Source organism: Streptomyces sp. DF42, from assembly GCF_058267695.1.
Window position 1 is genome coordinate 6,269,251 of record NZ_CM177859.1, and the last position, 16,925, is coordinate 6,286,175.

General features: G+C 71.9%; 14 protein-coding genes and 1 pseudogene. 11 read left to right on the forward strand and 4 right to left on the reverse strand.

Annotation, left to right across the window (positions count from 1 at the left end):
* The first annotated feature begins 33 nt into the window (after positions 1–33).
* Positions 34–864, forward strand: coding sequence for an oxidoreductase (locus ACYUED_RS28895; RefSeq protein WP_491286549.1), 831 nt, complete (start codon positions 34–36; stop codon positions 862–864).
* Between the two features lie 159 nt (positions 865–1,023).
* On the forward strand, positions 1,024–1,602 hold the full coding sequence (locus ACYUED_RS28900; RefSeq protein WP_491286550.1) for a hypothetical protein: 579 nt from the start codon (positions 1,024–1,026) through the stop codon (positions 1,600–1,602).
* On the opposite strand, the gene ACYUED_RS28905 is transcribed toward ACYUED_RS28900, so the two are convergent.
* Entirely contained in the window at positions 1,562–2,743 is a 1,182-nt protein-coding gene (locus ACYUED_RS28905; protein WP_491286552.1) for a serpin family protein, read from the reverse strand. The genes ACYUED_RS28900 and ACYUED_RS28905 overlap by 41 nt on opposite strands.
* Before the next feature lie 110 nt (positions 2,744–2,853).
* Here ACYUED_RS28905 and ACYUED_RS28910 point away from each other — a divergent pair, with 110 nt between their 5' ends.
* From ACYUED_RS28910 to ACYUED_RS28935, 6 genes are all read left to right on the forward strand, one after another.
* Positions 2,854–4,071 carry a DUF4190 domain-containing protein gene (locus tag ACYUED_RS28910; RefSeq protein WP_491286554.1) on the forward strand — a complete coding sequence of 406 codons (1,218 nt, stop codon included), beginning with the start codon at positions 2,854–2,856 and terminating at the stop codon, positions 4,069–4,071.
* A 147-nt stretch (positions 4,072–4,218) separates the two neighbouring features.
* Positions 4,219–4,971: a GntR family transcriptional regulator gene (locus ACYUED_RS28915; protein WP_491286556.1), complete on the forward strand. Its 753-nt coding sequence runs from the start codon at positions 4,219–4,221 to the stop codon at positions 4,969–4,971.
* Positions 4,972–5,334: 363 nt separating this feature from the next.
* Entirely contained in the window at positions 5,335–5,526 is a 192-nt protein-coding gene (locus ACYUED_RS28920) for an SPOR domain-containing protein (RefSeq protein ID WP_491286558.1), read from the forward strand.
* A gap of 99 nt (positions 5,527–5,625) precedes the next feature.
* Positions 5,626–6,060, forward strand: a complete 435-nt coding sequence (locus tag ACYUED_RS28925) for a (deoxy)nucleoside triphosphate pyrophosphohydrolase (protein ID WP_491286560.1) — start codon at positions 5,626–5,628, stop codon at positions 6,058–6,060.
* 255 nt (positions 6,061–6,315) lie between these two features.
* A complete protein-coding gene (locus ACYUED_RS28930) occupies positions 6,316–6,747 on the forward strand; it encodes an ATP-binding protein (RefSeq protein WP_491286562.1) in 432 nt (143 codons plus the stop codon).
* 375 nt (positions 6,748–7,122) lie between these two features.
* A complete protein-coding gene (locus ACYUED_RS28935) occupies positions 7,123–9,891 on the forward strand; it encodes a SpoIIE family protein phosphatase (protein WP_491286565.1) in 2,769 nt (922 codons plus the stop codon).
* 83 nt (positions 9,892–9,974) lie between these two features.
* On the opposite strand, the gene ACYUED_RS28940 is transcribed toward ACYUED_RS28935, so the two are convergent.
* Positions 9,975–11,555: a hypothetical protein gene (locus ACYUED_RS28940; protein ID WP_491286567.1), complete on the reverse strand. Its 1,581-nt coding sequence runs from the start codon at positions 11,553–11,555 to the stop codon at positions 9,975–9,977.
* Positions 11,556–11,599: 44 nt separating this feature from the next.
* Between ACYUED_RS28940 and ACYUED_RS28945 the strand changes: the two are divergent.
* The 3 genes and pseudogenes from ACYUED_RS28945 to ACYUED_RS28955 all read left to right on the forward strand — a co-directional run bounded on the left by ACYUED_RS28945 (position 11,600) and on the right by ACYUED_RS28955 (position 14,204).
* Positions 11,600–12,844, forward strand: a pseudogene (locus ACYUED_RS28945) (glycoside hydrolase family 18 protein).
* Between the two features lie 44 nt (positions 12,845–12,888).
* Positions 12,889–13,878 carry a phosphotransferase gene (locus ACYUED_RS28950; RefSeq protein ID WP_491286569.1) on the forward strand — a complete coding sequence of 330 codons (990 nt, stop codon included), beginning with the start codon at positions 12,889–12,891 and terminating at the stop codon, positions 13,876–13,878.
* Between the two features lie 5 nt (positions 13,879–13,883).
* The gene (locus ACYUED_RS28955; protein WP_491286571.1) at positions 13,884–14,204 is read left to right on the forward strand and encodes a hypothetical protein; all 321 of its coding nucleotides are present in this window, start codon (positions 13,884–13,886) and stop codon (positions 14,202–14,204) included.
* Here ACYUED_RS28955 and ACYUED_RS28960 read toward each other — a convergent pair.
* Both ACYUED_RS28960 and ACYUED_RS28965 read right to left on the reverse strand, forming a co-directional pair.
* On the reverse strand, positions 14,185–14,955 hold the full coding sequence (locus ACYUED_RS28960; RefSeq protein ID WP_491286573.1) for a succinate dehydrogenase/fumarate reductase iron-sulfur subunit: 771 nt from the start codon (positions 14,953–14,955) through the stop codon (positions 14,185–14,187). The genes ACYUED_RS28955 and ACYUED_RS28960 overlap by 20 nt on opposite strands.
* The gene (locus tag ACYUED_RS28965; RefSeq protein ID WP_491286577.1) at positions 14,952–16,919 is read right to left on the reverse strand and encodes a fumarate reductase/succinate dehydrogenase flavoprotein subunit; all 1,968 of its coding nucleotides are present in this window, start codon (positions 16,917–16,919) and stop codon (positions 14,952–14,954) included. The genes ACYUED_RS28960 and ACYUED_RS28965 overlap by 4 nt, the downstream gene beginning before the upstream one ends.
* Positions 16,920–16,925: the final 6 nt, after the last annotated feature.

Here is a 16,925-nt window from a genome sequence, read left to right on the forward strand (position 1 = left end):
CCTGGTGATCGGACGAAGAGACCAGGAGGAGTCATGAACAAGGTCTGGCTGATCACCGGTGCGAGCAGTGGCTTCGGGCGGGCCATCACCGAGGCGGCCCTCGCCGCCGGTGACGTGGTCGTCGGCGCCGCCCGCCGCGTCGAGGCGCTGGACGAGCTGGTGGCGGCCCACGCCGACCAGTTGGAGGCACTGCCCCTGGACGTCACCGACACCGCCGCCGCCGAGGCGGCCGTACAGGATGTGGTGGCGCGGTACGGCCGGATCGACGTCCTGGTCAACAACGCCGGCCGCACGCATGTCGGCGCCTTCGAGGAGACCACCGACGCCGAACTGCGCGAACTGTTCGACCTGCACGTCTTCGGGCCCGCGACTCTCACCCGCGCGGTGCTGCCGCACATGCGTGAGCGGCGCTCGGGAGCGATCGTGCAGATGAGCAGCATGGGCGGACAGATGTCCTTCGCGGGCTTCTCCGCGTACAGCGGGACCAAGTTCGCGCTGGAGGGCCTGTCGGAGGGGCTCGCCGACGAGGTGCGGGAGTTCGGCATCAAAGTGCTGGTCGTGGAGCCGGGAGGCTTCCGTACGTCCCTGTTCGACACGGGCCGCGCCGGTGTCAGCGCGGACAGCGGCTTGTACGAGAGCGTGAGCCGGACCCGCGGCTTCGTCTCCGGCGGAGACGGCACCCAGCCCGGTGACCCCGCCAAGGCAGCCGCCCTCATCCTCGCCGCCCTCGACGCCGAGCAGACCCCGCTGCACCTGCCGCTCGGCGAGGACGCGGTCGGCGCCGTCCTCGGCAAGCTCGACCAGGTGCGCTCGGAGATCGCGGCCTGGGAGAAGCGCACCCGCGCCACCGCCTTCGACGACTGAGCGGGTTGGAGCGGGTTGCCCACAAGTGGGTCGTCCACAGCCGCCCCCACTGCCAGACCCCGGTTCAAGGATGTGCGTACCGGGGCGGACGGCACCTGGGGGCATGGTGGAGGTCGGGGAGGTGCGGATGCCGCCCGTGGGGCGGCGGGCCCGGGAGCTGTGCGCGGAGGGCATGCGGCTGTACGAGGCCCCGCCCGCACCGTGCTCGCCGATCACGCCCGCGCCCTGGAGGCGGTCCGCTCGGCGCCGGCCCCGATCCGGGACGAACCCGTCGCCAAGGAACTGGAGTGCATCCCGGTCGCCCGGCTCAAGGACGCCACCGAGGGTCGGCTGCGCCTCGCGGCCGTCGAGGCGGCCGGGCGCTCCTCGGTGCGCGCGGTGTACCGGGCGGGCCGGTACGAGCTCCGGCAGATCCCCGGCGTCGGCGCCCAGACCGCCGACCAGGCCCTCGCCGCCGCCCGGCAGACCGCCCGGGCGGTCGAGGAGACGGTCACGGTGCGGATCGACGTCGACCGGCCCGAACCCCGGACCACCGGATGGTCGTCGCGCTGCGCAGACCGGCCGGCGAACCGGTCGACTGGCCGTCAGCCGGCTCCCACCCACACCACGGCGAACGGCTCCCCGGCATGCCCGGCCCCCATCGGCCCGCCCCTGTCGAACTGCGAGCGGACGACCGGCAGGCGGCCGTGGGTGGTCGTCATCGTGGCCCCCGGGCGGGATGCGGCTTCGGGTCCGTGACCCACCCCGCGGCCAGTACGAGCCGGGTCTCCCGGTGCACTGCGAGGAAGGCGAAGGGGCGGTCGAACTCCGCTCGGACGACCGTGGTCTCGTACCGGTACCGGGGAAGGCCGCCGGCCGCCACCGGCATCATGGCCGCCACCGCGGCGGCCCGGAAGCCGAGAGCGCCGAACTCGGCCACCGCCGACTGCCCCGCCGCCCCGATGGCGAGCGGGGCGGCGCTGATGCCGGGGAAGTGTCCCTGCCGGTCGTCCCGTGCCGTCGTGAGTCCGAAAAGGCCGTGCAGCGCCAGCAGATCGTGGTCCGCCGTCACCTCGAACGCCACGGTCGTCACGTCCAAGGTGACCGGCTCCGGAGTCAGGGAGGGCTGTTGCTCCACGTGGAGGCCCGGCCCCACGTGTCCATGGGGAAGCCGGCCGCCTCCGGTGACCGGCAGTGTGCCCTCCAGGACGCCGATGCCCGCCCTGAGTACCTGCCCGGGGGCCATCCGGTCCTCGCCGAGGAGCAGGTGGACGTCGATGCCGTTGTCGCCGGGCACCCGCAGTGCCGTGACATGGCCCTCGGGCGTGCTCGTCACGCCGACCCGGTCCGGCCGGACGCTTCTGCGGTGCAGCCCGAGGAGCGTGCGGCCCTGCCAGGGGCCGGTGTCCGGGCGCCGCATCACCTCGGTGAAGGGCCGTGGCCAGTCGGTGCGCAGGGCGAAGGCGGTGGCGAGGACCATCCGGGCGTCCTCGGTCAGCGTGACCGGCGTGCGGTCGACCAGCCCGTCGGTCCGCTTCGCCGCCCACGCGTCCAGCGCCTCCTGGGAAGCTTCGAGGTCGGTGGTCAGAACGCCGTGCGACTCGGCGGGCAGCCCGCCGAGCCACGCCTCGTCGAGCTCCAGCGCACGGTCGGTCCACAGCCCGAGAGCGGAGTCCAGGCCGGGCACGGACCCCATCACGCCCAGCAACTCCCGTGCCGCAAAAGCCGCTTGACCGGCGGGCACTCCCACCGCCCCTTCCAGCTCGGCCCGCGCCGCACCCCCGGCCCCGTCTGCCAGGAACGCCAGCAGCGGCCACACTCCCGCCGCGGAGAACACCGTGCCGCGGTCCGCCGCTGCGGCCCACCGCGTGGTCAGCGCGTTCGCCGCCCGCACTGCCATGGCTGCCCGATCCGTGATCACCATTCCGCCCCCGCCGCCCTCACGCTTACCATGCGCCCAGTCGTACGCCAGTTCTGCGCGTCAGCCCCTGAAACAGGAGCACGGTGCCCGTGTCCACACTCCCGCCCCCTGGGCCCCACCAGCCCCAGGAAACCCCAGGGCCGCACCCGCAGGGCCAGCACTCGCAGGACCAGCACCCGTACCCGCAGGGGCCGTACGCCGCTCCCGGACCCTATCCGTACCAGCCCTGGGGCCAGGGCTACAGCCCGTACAACCGGCCGGCGCCCGTCAACGGGATCGCCATCGCCTCCCTGGTCCTCGGCATCCTCTGCTTCGTCCCGGCCGGCGGGCTGCTGCTGGGCCTGATCGCGCTCGCCCAGATCAGGAGGAAGGGTGAGCGGGGCAAGGGCATGGCCGTCACCGGTGCGGTCCTGTCCTCCGTCGGGCTCGCGCTGTGGGTGGTGGGGCTCACCGGCGGCATCACCTTCGGCGTCTGGACCGGCCTCAAGGACGCCGCGCACGACCACGGCAGCGCCTACTCCCTCACGACGGGCGAGTGCTTCGACGCCCCGAGCGGATCCCTGGAAGGCCTGGCCTACGACGTCGACAGGGTGCCCTGCGACGGCCGGCACGACGCCGAGGTCTTCGCCGCGTTCAAGATGACGGGCGTTGCCGACTACCCCGGGGACGGCAAGGTCACGGACATCGCCGACACCAGGTGCTACGCGCTCCGGTACGGCTACGCGATGGACGCCTGGGCCGTGCCCGACGACGTCGACGTGTACTACCTGACGCCGACCCGGCAGAGCTGGCGGCTCGGCGACCGCGACATCACCTGCCTGTTCGGCAACACCGACGAGAAGGCCGGTCTGACCGGCTCGCTGCGCAACGACGCGCGGACCCTGGACGCCGACCAGGTCGCCTATCTCAAGGCCGTCAACCTCGAGAACGCCGTCCTGGACGCGCAGCCCGAGGACAGCCCCGACGACGACCTCCAGGGCAGCCGCGCATGGGCCGGGCGGATGTCGGCCGCGCTCACCGCGGAGACCGGGACACTGCGTGACCATCACTGGCCCGCGGATGCGAGGAAGCCGGTCGCGAAGGTCGCCACGGCGGTCGAGGCGACCCGAAAGGAGTGGGCCCGGGCAGCGAAGGCGACCGACGCGGACAGCTTCTACGCGCACTACGACCGCGCCATGGTGCTCTCCACTCCCGACACCTCCATCACCGCCCGCAAGGCTCTGGGCCTGACCGCGACTCCGCCCTCTTCCCTGGACGGGGACGACGGCGGGGGCAGCGGCGGGGGCGGCTCCCAGTTCGAGGTGTGAGCGAGGCTATAGCGGGGAGAAAGTGCCTGCGTAAAGCCCCCCGTAGGCACATGTCATCACATCGAGTGATTCTCTGGCCTTTGCTTGCACAGCACAACCCACGGTTGCCAGGCTGTTGCTGTCTGTACAACCTGATGGGAGTGGCCAGTGACTTTCGGTGAGCAGCCGGCGTACCTGCGCGTCGCGGGTGATCTCCGCAAGAAGATCGTCAATGGCTCGCTGCCGCCGCACACACGTCTCCCCTCCCAGGCCAGAATCCGCGAGGAGTACGGCGTCTCGGACACCGTCGCACTGGAGGCGCGCAAGGTGCTGATGGCGGAAGGCCTGGTGGAGGGCCGCTCCGGGTCGGGGACGTACGTCCGCGAGCGTGCGGTGCCCCGCAGCGTCGCCCGCTCCGGCTTCCGCCCGGCCGGCGGCGCCACGCCCTTCCGTCAGGAGCAGGCCGACGGCGAGGGGCGCGGCACCTGGGAGTCGAGCAGCGCACAGGCCGAGGCGGGCAGCTGTGTCGCCGAGCGGCTCGGCATCAAGCCCGGCGACCGCGTGATGTGCACCAGGTACGTGTTCCGGGAGGCCGGCGAGGCGATGATGCTCTCCACCTCGTGGGAGCCCCTCGCCGTCACCGGACGCACACCCGTGATGCTCCCCGAGGAGGGCCCGCTCGGCGGCATGGGCGTCGTCGAGCGCATGGCGGGGATCGACGTGATCGTGGACAACGTCACGGAGGAGGTCGGCGCCCGCCCCGGCCTCGCCGAGGAACTGCTCGCTCTGGGCGGAGTCCCCGGCCATGTCGTCCTGGTCATCCAGCGCACCTTCTTCGCCTCGGGACGTCCCGTGGAGACGGCCGACGTCGTGATCCCCGCGGACCGTTACCGGGTCGCGTACCACCTCCCGGTGAAGTAGCGCACACCTTTACGGCGCCGGGCCCCGGTATCCCCGCGCCGCAACCCCCTCGGGGCACCCGCGGAGCCTCTCCCTCCGCCGGTGGAATCTGGCCGTTCTCGCAGGTCGTCCCGTGCGTGGCTGCCGCTGCTCGGTATGCCCCTGACCGGATGCGTCGACGCCTCGCGGGCGGCGCGTTCGAGGTCGCGCGCCCCCCCCGCTCTGGCCGGTTGCGTACCTCTTTGTGAAATTGCGTGTTCGCTGCGTAAAGGTTAGGCGTAGGCTCGGGCATATGCGGATTGCGGTTTCCTTAGTGGGCGGGGCACGGCACGAACCGCGGGTGGGACGCGGTCGGGCCGGGGCGGGAAGGAGCGCTGGGGCGCGATGAACGACAGCACGATCACTCTTCCCTGGCTCGTCATACGGCAGGACGACAACGGCAACACCTACCGTGTGGGCAGGTATGCGACCAGGACGGAGGCCCAGAAGATCGCGGACAGCCTCGACGACCGCGGACACAAGCAGCTCTACTGGGTCGAGCGGATCGGTCAGAACGGAGACCCCGTCCACACCTGAGGGCCAGGCCAATGGGCTTCCCGTACGGCCTCAGTCACGGATCCGACGGTCCTCAGCGGTCGTCAACCGCGGATCCGCCGGTCCCGTAGGCTCCCGCGCATGACGGAACGGATCGTGGTGGTCGGCGCCGCCCTGCTGGACGACGGCCGCCTGCTCGCCGCCCGCCGGAGCGCACCCCCTGAGCTGGCCGACCGCTGGGAACTGCCCGGCGGCAAGGTGGAGCCGGGCGAGACGCCCGAGGCGGCCCTTGTGCGTGAACTGCGCGAGGAACTCGGGGTGGACGCCGAGACCGTCGCACGCGTACCGGGGGAGTGGCCCCTGAAGTCGCCTTACGTGCTCCAGGTGTGGACCGTCCGGCTGCGCCCCGGCTCGGCCGACCCCAAGCCGCTCCAGGATCATGACGCGCTGCGCTGGCTCGGCCCCGGAGAACTCTGGGACGTGGCCTGGCTGGACCAGGACGTGTCGGCGGTCAGAGAGGTGGCCGCCCGCTCCTGGTCTGGGCACGGCCCGGCGAGGGACGCGGAGCCGTCATGACGCCGTGGCCACCGTCGTGTGGGCGCGACAGGCCGTAGGCGACGTAGCCGACGTGGTGGAGGTAGCCGACCTGGCGTGCTGACGTGGTCGACGTCGCGGGCCTGCCATCGCCCGGCGAGCGCACGCCCCGGGCTGCTTGGCGGCCGGCTCACGCGCGGTGCGCCTTCGTACGCCGTTCGTGCCACAGCGCGCCGCTGGGGACGGTACTCGGTCCTGGATATCGGGTATGTGCCCATTAACCCCACGAAACCGGACATGGGTGGGCTTCTGGCCTGGGAAGTGATCGGCGTGATCGACCCCGAAGGCGACTGCGCCGAGTGGAGCTTTCCCGCGGAGCCGGGCGCTGTCCGCAACGCCCGTGCCGCCGTCCGTGGCCAGCTGCACCACTGGGAGCTCGACGCCCTCGGTGATCTCGCGACCCTGCTGGTCAGCGAGCTGGTGACCAACTCTCTGCGCCATGCCACCGGCCCGATCGGCGTGCGTCTGGTGCGGCCCGTGGGCCTTCGTGACGTGCTGCTGGTCGAGGTGTCCGATCCGCTCCCCGATCCACCGCGCGAGCGCGTCGCCCACCCCGAGGACGAGAGCGGCCGCGGACTGCAGTTGGTCGCCCATTCCTCGCGCCGCTGGGGTACCCGGCCCGGTGACGCGGGTAAGACGGTGTGGTTCGAGCTAGCCGTACCGGGCTGAAGACGGGCCGGATTTGGTGCGTGGGACGCCGCACGTCCGGGCATGGGCCTGTCCGTCGGACGCCGCACGTGCGGGCGTGGGCCTGTCCGTCGGACGCCGCACGTGCGGGCGTGGGCCTGTCCGTCGGACGTTGTACGGGGGCCGCTGCCCAGTCGAGCGACAGGTTCAGGCCAGTGGCAGTGTTCGGTGGGCGTGATTCGACGAGGTGTTGGCTGGTTAGAAGACTGGAAGTGTTGTCGCAGCCGGGACCGAAAACCGTCGGGACCGTGCTGTGATCGTGAACACCGTGTTGTGCGGCGCCGTAGTGCTGGATACTGCGGGCAGCCGCCCCCGGTGACCGGTACCGGACGCGGTGAGCTGGAGGGGACGGTTCGCGTGAGCGAGATACCAGCGAGGGCCACGGAGTCCAAGGACCCGTCGGACGGCGCGAGGACGGAGGCCGCGGGTGATGCCGAGGCCGACGTGACGAGCGGGACGACGGGCGGGACGGGTCTGCCCGCCACCGGTGGCGGGCGTTCCTCAGCCGATGGCGAACGGCTCTCCTCATCCTGTGGTGAACGGCGCTCCTCGTCCGGTGCGGGGCTCCGTGACACCGGCCTCGGCGACGTGCCTCCCGGTGACGCGCCTCCTGGTGACCCCATGTGGCAGAGCAGCCCGCCCGGCTCCATCTACGACTACATCAAGGTCGCGTCCTTCTCGATCGGCCCCGACGGGCTCGTCGACCAGTGGAGTCTGCGCGCCGAGCAGCTCTTCGGGATCGCCGCCGAGCGTGCGGTCGGTATGGACCCCATCGAGGCGTTCATCGACTCCGACCTGCGCGAACAGGGTCAGCGCAAGATGGCCGAGATCCTCGACGGGCGGGAGTGGACCGGTGTGGTCCCCTTCCGGACGCCGGAGACGGGGTCGGGGGAGGGCGGCCGGGAGGGCCTCGCCGAGGTCTATGTCATGCCGACGCGGACCGAGGACGGTGAGAAGGCAGCCGTCTGCATCGTCGTCGACGTACGCACCCTGCGCAGCATCGAGACCGACCTTGCCGCATCGCAGTCGATTTTCGGTCAATCTCCGTTCGGCTTCCTGCTGATCGACACCGATCTGCGGATCCGCCGCGTCAACCAGCAGTTCGCCGGCACCTTCGGGGGTATGCCCGACGACCACCGCGGCCGTGGCGTCCACGACTATCTGCAGCGGCCCGAGGCCGAGCGGGTCGCGGCCACGCTGCGCCGGGTCCTGGAGACCGGCGACTCGATCACGGACATGCACGTCACGGGCTTCGTGCCGGGTTCGGAGAGCCGCCGTCACTGGTCCATCAACCTCTACCGCGTGCACAGCGGCTCCGGTCGCACCATCGGCGTCGCGTGGCTCGGAACCGACATCACCTCGCGGCGCGCAGCAGCCCGTGAGGCCGCCGCGGCGCGGCGCAATCTCGCCCTTCTCAACGAGGCCGGCGCCCGCATAGGAAACTCCCTCGACCTGGAGACCACGGCCCGCGAACTCCTCGACGTCGTCGTCCCCGGCTTCTGCGACCTCGCGACGGTCGACCTCTACCAGGGCCTGCTGGCGGGTGACGAGGCCCCGCCGGGACTTGCCGACGGCAGTGCGGAACTGCGCCGGGTCGCCTTCGCCAGCGCGGTGTCCGACGCGCCGTTCGTCGGGGGCGGCGCGTCCGTCGCCGTGGGCGCCGTCCATCACTACCCCTTCAACTCCCGCTGCGCCGACGCCCTGCGCACCGCCCGCACCCAGTTCGTGCCGGCCGAGGAGGGCGGCCTCGTCCAGTCCACGCTGGCCGTGCCGATGGTCGCCCACGACACCGTCGTAGGACTCGCGCAGTTCGCCCGTACGAAGGGGAGCGAGCCGTTCGGGGACCGGGACCGGGATCTCGCGGTGGAGCTCGCGGCGCGTGCCGCCGTCTGTATCGACAACGCACGCCTGTACCGTCGTGAACACGAACGCGCCCTGATACTGCAGCGGTCGCTGCTCCCGCCGGGCGACCCGGTGGCCTCCGGCCTGGACATCGCCTGCCGCTATCTGCCGGGCAACTCCTCCGCGGACCGCCCCAGCGAGGTCGGGGGCGACTGGTTCGACGTCATCGAACTGCCGGGGCACCGTACGGCGTTGGTGGTGGGCGACGTCATGGGCCGTGGTCTACGCGCGGCGGTGGCGATGGGCGAACTCCGCTCGGCGGTCAGAACACTGGCCCTCCTGGACCTCGAACCGGCCGAAGTGCTGAGTGCGCTGGACGAGATCGCGCGAGGCCTCGGGGCGCCGGGCGGCGTCCAGCAGGCCACCCGCTCGGCCCGCCGCCCCCGTGAGGCGGACCTCTCCGAGGTGTACCTCGCGACCTGTGTGTACGCGGTCTACGACTCCGTCACCCGCCGCTGCACCTTCGCCAACGCGGGCCATCTGCCCCCCGTCCTGGTCGAACCCGGCGAGGACGCGCTGATGCTCGACGTGCCGCCCGGCATGCCGCTCGGCGTCGGCGGGGAGCCGTTCGAGGAGGTCGAGGTCGAACTTCCCGAAGGCGCACTGCTCGCGCTCTACACGGATGGACTGGTCGAATCCCGCGACCATCCCCTGGACGAGGGCCTCCAGGCCTTCGTGGGAGCGCTGACGGACCCGACCCTCCCCCTGGAGGACGTCTGCGACCACGTCCTCAACACCCTCGACACCCACCACGGCGAGGACGACATCGCCCTGCTGATGGCCCGTGTGCAGGGTCTGCCGACCGATTCCGTCGGCGACTGGGCGCTGCCGCGCGAGCCGCGCAGCGTGGGCAGGGCCCGTGAGTACGCCCGCGGCCAGCTAAAGGCCTGGGACCTCGAACCCCTCATCGACACAACGGAGTTGCTGGTCAGCGAGCTGGTCACGAACGCCCTGCGCTACGGCGAGGGCGAGATCAGACTGAGGCTCCTGCTCGACCGCACCCTGGTCTGCGAGGTCTGGGACTCCGGCCTAGTCCAGCCCCGCCGCCGCCGCGCCCGCGACACGGACGAGGGCGGCCGAGGCCTGCAACTCGTCGGCCTCCTGAGCGCGGCCTGGGGTTCCCGCCGCACACCGCGCGGCAAGACGGTCTGGTTCGAACTCCCGTTGCCGGACGGGGAGACGGGGCTCGCGGATCCGGCGGAGGCACTGCTGAGCCTCTTCTGACCCCGGCCGCTCGATCGGCTGCCCTGCCCCGGCCCCGGAGGATGCTGCTGAGGACGGCTCCGGCCGAGGACGGCTCCGTCGTCCTAGCCCGGCTCCCCGGCCCGTCGGGCGCGGGTGTGGGGGCCGCCGTAGCTGACGGGTGGGCCGCCGTCGGGGGCTGTGCCCTGGAGGATTCCGCCGAGGACGGCTCCGGCGGCTCCGGTGGCGTGTTCGGCCGCGCCGGCGATCGGGTTGCCGCGCACCCGTACGTCCTGCTCCGCGAGGTCGCGGGCCTGCCGGGCCCGCGCGTCGGCGGCCAGGGCGTCGGGTGGCTCCGTGGCGAGCAGCCGCCCGGCCTCCGCCAGCCGGGTCCGGGCCTTGCTGCCCACGGCGCCCCGATGCGTCGTGACGAAGCCGTCCGCGGCGGCGAGGGCACTACGCGCGGCGAGCAGCGCGGCGACCGACAGCACACCGGCCCGCCCTCCGGTGACCGGCACGGTCGCCCGCGTGATCCTCCGCAGGGCATCGAGAGGGTCGTAAGGCCCGGCGGTCAGCTCCTCTCGTACGGCGGCCAGGACGATGTCGGCGTGCGCCGCACGGGCGTGCAGCTCGCCGACCGGAAGGCCGGTCGGGCCGTCCGCCCTCACCACCGCGAGCCCCGCCTCCGCCCCGGTCAGCGCGGCCGGAACCAGTGCCGCGGCCGCGGTCAGGTCGGCGGCGAGCCGTTCCACGCAGGTCACGAACACGGCGGCATGGGCCGTCGCACCCTCGGCGGCCCGCAGATGACGTGCCGCGCCCTCCCCGTCCCCCGTGTCGGCCCTCTGGCGGGCCTGATTGAAACAGGTCGTGGCGAACACCAGACGGTCCTTGGCCTGCTCGACGTAGCCGGTGACGGAACCGACCGCCGAGGGCCCGTACCGCTCGCCGAGGCCGGCCGCTGTCGCGTCCACGGCCCCGGTACGCCCGGCCAGCTCCCGGAACCGGGCCTCCGCCGGCTCCAGCGCCTCGTGCAGACCGCCCCCCTCCAGCGCACGCAGTCGGTCGAACCCCGCGGCCTCCGCGTCCAGCCGCCGCCCCGCCTCCTGACACCGCCCGACGATCCCCGCGAGCGCGTGCCGCCGCGACGCCTCGTCCTCCGGCACGCCGTCGTCGTACTGCTGCCGCATCCGGAAGGCCGCCGCCAGCTCGGACTCGGCGTCCCGCACGGCCTGGGCGAACGGTTCCACGGCCGCCGCTTCGAACCGTGCCTCGGCGAAGCCGAGTTCCTCCCGGCTGGTTCGTACGCAGTCGTCGGCCTCCACCAGCGACGCCCGCGCCCGCTCGTCGGCCTCGGAGAGCGGTGGCACGGCAGGCCCGGCGGGGACGGCGGTACCACCCGGCGTGGTACGCGTCCGGGCCCGCCGTGTGCGCCGCACATACCCGTACCCCCCGAGCACGACCGCCGCTCCCACCGCCGCCAACGGCAGCACCAGGTCGGCGGCCGACGTCCCGTCCTGCTCCGCCTCGGCGGCACTCGCGGCGCCCGGATTCGCACGCGCGACCGGAACCGGCACGTCGCTGTTGATCGTCATCCACGGCAACACCAGCCACACCGCCCCGGCCAGGACTCCCAACAGGGTGTGCACCAACCGCACGGATATGTGAGAGGTGGCGCGCCGCGGCCGGCCCCGGATCAAGGATGACATCACATTTCGGAGCGTATGAGCAGGAATGCGGCGGCGCGACCGGGATGTGTCAGGGGTGGGGGAGACGGGACGCGCGGATGCGTGTGAGCCCGGACGGAATCGCGGCAGGGGGAGCGGCTATGGAGCATACGGAGCACACCGAGCGGACGGGGACCGGGACGGGGGCCGGGACGGACAGTGACGACCAGGACCACGACCAGGACCACGACCACGACCAGGACCACGACCACGGCGAGCCGACCGAGCCGACCGAGCCGACCGAGCAGAACGAGCCGCCGCCGTCCCGTCGCCGTCGCCGGCCGAGACGTCTCGCGCTCGCCGTCGTCCTCGCGCTCCTCCTCCCCGTCCTCGCCGCCGAGTCCGCTCTCCGCCTGAACTACACGGGTGACCCGAAGACGGGCACGTACAGCAGAGACCGTGACGCCATCTGGCTGGGGCACGGCTGGGTCGACGGCCGCAAGACCGAGGCCGACGTCACCGCGCTCGCCCGCCGCCTCAGGAGCACCGGCATCCGCGACCTGTACGTCCACGCGGGCCCGCTCGAACACGACGGCACGCTTCCCAAGTCGGCTTATCCCAAAGCAGGTTGGCTCATCGCGGCGGTGCACCGCGAAGCCCCCGGCATCCGCGTGCAGGCCTGGCTCGGCGACGTGCTCGCGACCGAGAGCCCGACCGGGATGCGCCTGGAGCGCCCGGCGACCCGCGCGGCCGTCGTCACCTCCACCCGGCAGATCCTGGCCGCCGGTTTCGAGGGCACCCATTTCGACCTGGAACCGCTGCATTCCGGCGACCGCGACTACCTCACCCTCCTGGACTCCCTCCGCTCCGTCACCCGCGCGCATCACGCCCTGCTGTCCGTCGCCGCCCATCAGATCGACCCGCTCCCCGGGTTCCACTCCTTCTGGGGCACGGTCGCCGGGCATCCGAAGTGATGGTCGCAGAGGTTCTTCGGGCAGGTCGCGCGCCGGGTCGACCAGATCGCCGTGATGTCGTACGACACCATGCAGCCGCTGCAGAGCCTGTACGGCGGCTACGTGGCCCAGCAGACCTCGCTCGCCCTGGAGGTCACCCCGAAGTCGACGGACCTGCTGATGGGCCTGCCCTTCTACCACGAGAACCGGTTCGGCCACTGGAACCATGCGGAGACCGTCCCCGCGGCCGTCCGCGGCGTCCGCCTCGGCCTGTCCCGCACGGATGCCGATCGCGCCCGCTTCGGCGTCGCGCTCTACGTCGACTTCGCGGCCACGGAGGCGGACTGGACGGCGTACCGGGAGGACTGGGTGCGATGAAAACGGCGTGCCGTGGGCGCGGGCGAGCTGCGAGGATCGGCAGAATGACCGCTACCCGCAAGCGGCTCACCCGGGGTGACCTCGCCCCGCTCGCCCGAGCCGCCGTCGGCCCCCACCGCAGCCTCTCCGCCGTCACACGCCTGCGCGGTGGCACCAAGAAGGGTGTCTACCGCCTCGCCTTCGACGACGACTCGACGGCCGTGGCCTACGTCTGGTCGACCGACGAGGACTACTGGGACGCGGGCCCCGCCGACCCCCGTGACCCCTTCTCCCACGGCACCGGCCTCGACCTCTTCACAGCGGCGCACGACCGCCTGTCCGCGGCCGGTGTCCGCACCCCCCGCCTCCTGTACAGCGACGCCACGCACACTCGTCTCCCGGCGGACGCGGCGGTCGTCGAGGACATGACGGGCGGCAGCCTGGAACAGGCGCTGGAACGGCATCCGGACACGGCCCGCGCGTCCCTGGACCTGCTGGCCGCCCAGCTCGGGGAACTGCACGCACAGGTCGGCCCGACCTTCGGCAAGGTCGCCCTCGTCGACAACGGCGGGACTCCGGCGGCCGGCTCGTGCGAGCAGCACGTCACCGAGGGCGCCCTGCGCGCCATCGACGAGATCGTCGTACGGGATCCACGGGCTGCCGCCGCCCGCGAACAACTGACGGACACCGTACGGGCGTTGTCGGCCGCCGTCCGCCCTCGCACCCGTCACGTCCTCATCCACGGCGAACTCGGCCCGGACCACGTCCTGTTGACTCCGGACGGCCGCCCAGCCCTCATCGACATCGAGGGCCTGCTGTACTTCGACGTGGAGTGGGAGCACGTGTTTCTGCGGATCCGTTTCCACGAGCACTACGCAAGCCTGCGCACCCCGGACCTCGACGAGGACCGCCTCCGCCTCTATCACCTGGCCATGCGTCTGTCCCTGGTCGCGGGCCCGCTGCGTCTCCTGGACGGCGACTTCCCCGACCGGGCGGCGTTCCGTGCGATCGCGGAGTACAACCTGGTGCAGGCCCTGCGCCTGGTGCGATGCTGATCGGCATGCACATGTACCTGGTGGTGGCGGGCGCTCTGGCCGTGACGTTGTTGGCGGCGGGAGGCGTCGCGGCCGTCGTGACCGGTTGGGTGATGCCGTGGCGCCGGTCCAGGGTTCTGCGCCCGAGGCTCTGGGGGTACGGATCGCTGACCTGCGCGGTCGGCGGGGGGTTGTTCATGTTCCTGGGCCCGTTCGCGGGACCGCCGCACGGCGTGCGTGGCGCCGTCGCGTGGTGCGGCTGGGTCGCCTTCATGGCGGGCCTGGCAGTCCAGTACCTCGCTCAGCGCCCCGGCCGCACCCCGCGATCTACGAGGACCGCCGCCTGATCTTCGACCCCAGCCACACCAACGGGTCGTACTTGCGGTCGACCGCGCGTTCCTTCAGGGGAATCAACGCGTTGTCCGTGATCTTGATGCCCTCGGGGCAGACCTCCGTGCAGCACTTGGTGATGTTGCAGTAGCCGAGGCCGTGTTCGTCCTGGGCGGTCTTCTTGCGGTCGAGGCCGCTGTCGGCGGCCGCGTCGAGCGGGTGCATGTCCAGCTCGGCGACGCGCATCAGGAAGCGCGGGCCGGCGAACGCCGGCTTGTTCTCCTCGTGGTCGCGGACGACATGGCAGGTGTCCTGGCACAGGAAGCACTCGATGCACTTGCGGAACTCCTGGGAGCGGTCCACGTCCTCCTGCATCATCCGGTACTCACCGGGACCGAGGTCCGCCGGCGGCACGAAGGCCGGGACCTCGCGCGCCTTGGTGTAGTTGAAGCCGACGTCCGTCACCAGGTCGCGTACGATGGGGAAGGCACGCAGCGGCGTGACGGTGATCGTCTCCTCCCGCGTGAACACCGACATGCGCGTCATGCACATCAGGCGCGGCCGCCCGTTGATCTCCGCCGAGCACGAACCGCACTTGCCCGCCTTGCAGTTCCAGCGCACGGCGAGGTCGGGGGCCTGGGTGGACTGGAGGCGGTGGATGATGTCCAGCACCACCTCGCCGTCGTTGACCTCGACCTCGAAGTCCTCCAGGTCGCCGCCCTTGATGTCGCCCCGCCACACCTTGAAGCGGGCCTCGTAGCTGCTCACTCGTACAGCTCCTCTTCGGCGAGGTACTTGACCAGCTCCTCCTTCTCGAAGAGGGCGAGCAGGTCGGCGCGGATGGATTCGGTGGTCTCGCGGGTGAGGGCGATCTGGCCGCGCACGGGGTCCGTGGCCGCCAACCCGCCCGTGGGGTCGGTCAGTTGGCACAGCAGGTTGATCCGGCGCCAGGTGCGGTCCATCGTCGGATGGTCCTCGCGGGTGTGGCCGCCGCGCGACTCGGTGCGCTCCAGCGCCGCCCGGGCCACGCACTCGCTGACCAGCAGCATGTTCCTGAGGTCCAGGGCGAGATGCCAGCCGGGGTTGAACTGGCGGTGCCCCTCGACACCGGCCCGGCGGGCCCGTACCCGCAGATCCGCCAGCTTCTCCAGCGCCTGCTCCATCTCGGCCTCGCGGCGGATGATGCCGACGAGGTCGTTCATGGTCTGCTGGAGTTCCTGGTGGAGGGTGTACGGGTTCTCCGGCGGGCGGCCGTCGTCCGCGCCGGGCGCGGGGCCCTCGGCGGAGAAGGGGCGCAGCGCCTCCGCGGCCGCCGTGTCGACCTGGACCTCGTCGACGGCGGGCCGTTCGAAGGCCAGGGCCGCCGCGTGTTCGGCCGCGTGCCAGCCCGCCCGGCGCCCGAAGACCAGCAGGTCGGACAGGGAGTTCCCGCCCAGGCGGTTCGAGCCGTGCATGCCGCCCGCCACCTCACCGGCCGCGAACAGCCCCGGCACGCCGCGTGCGGCGGCCGTGTCGGACTCGACCGCGATGCCGCCCATCACGTAGTGACAGGTCGGCCCGACCTCCATCGCCTCGGCCGTGATATCCACGTCCGCCAGTTCCTTGAACTGGTGGTACATGGACGGCAGCCGGCGCTTGATGACCTCGGCGGGCATACGGGTCGAGACGTCGAGGAAGACGCCGCCGTGCGGGGAGCCGCGGCCCGCCTTGACCTCGGAGTTGATCGCGCGGGCGACCTCGTCGCGGGGGAGCAGCTCGGGCGGACGCCGGTTGTTGTCCGGGTCCTCGTACCAGCGGTCGCCCTCCTCCTCCGACTCCGCGTACTTCTCCTTGAAGACGTCGGGAACGTAGTCGAACATGAAGCGGTTCCCGTCGGAGTTCCTGAGCACCCCGCCGTCGCCGCGGACGGACTCGGTGACGAGGATGCCCTTCACCGACGGCGGCCAGACCATGCCGGTCGGGTGGAACTGCACGAACTCCATGTTCAGCAGCGGCGCCCCGGCCAGCAGGGCGAGCGCGTGCCCGTCGCCCGTGTACTCCCACGAGTTCGACGTCACCTTGAAGGACTTGCCGATGCCGCCGGTCGCGATCACCACGGACGGGGCTTCCAGGACGAAGAAACGGCCGGTCTCGCGCTCGTAGCCGAAGACACCGGAGACGCGGCTGCCCGCGGTGGAGCCGCTGTCGGGCACGGTCTTGAGGATCCTGGTGACCGTGCACTCCTGGAAGACCTTCAGACGGGACTCGTAGTCGCCGGTCTCCCGCTTGTCCTCCTGCTGCAGCGAGACGATCTTCTGCTGCAGCGTGCGGATCAGCTCCAGGCCCGTACGGTCGCCGACGTGCGCGAGGCGCGGGTACTCGTGGCCGCCGAAGTTGCGCTGGGAGATCTTCCCTTCCTTCGTACGGTCGAAGAGGGCGCCCCAGGTCTCCAGTTCCCACACCCGGTCCGGGGCCTCCTGGGCGTGCAGCTCGGCCATCCGCCACTGGTTGAGGAACTTGCCGCCGCGCATGGTGTCGCGGAAGTGGACCTGCCAGTTGTCGTGCTCGTTGGCGTTGGCCATCGCCGCCGCAATGCCGCCCTCGGCCATCACCGTGTGGGCCTTGCCGAACAAGGACTTGCAGATCACGGCCGTACGGGCACCCCGCTCGCGTGCCTCGATGGCGGCGCGGAGGCCCGCGCCCCCGGCACCGACCACGACGACGTCCCACTCCTGCCGGTCGACCACGGACATCAGAAA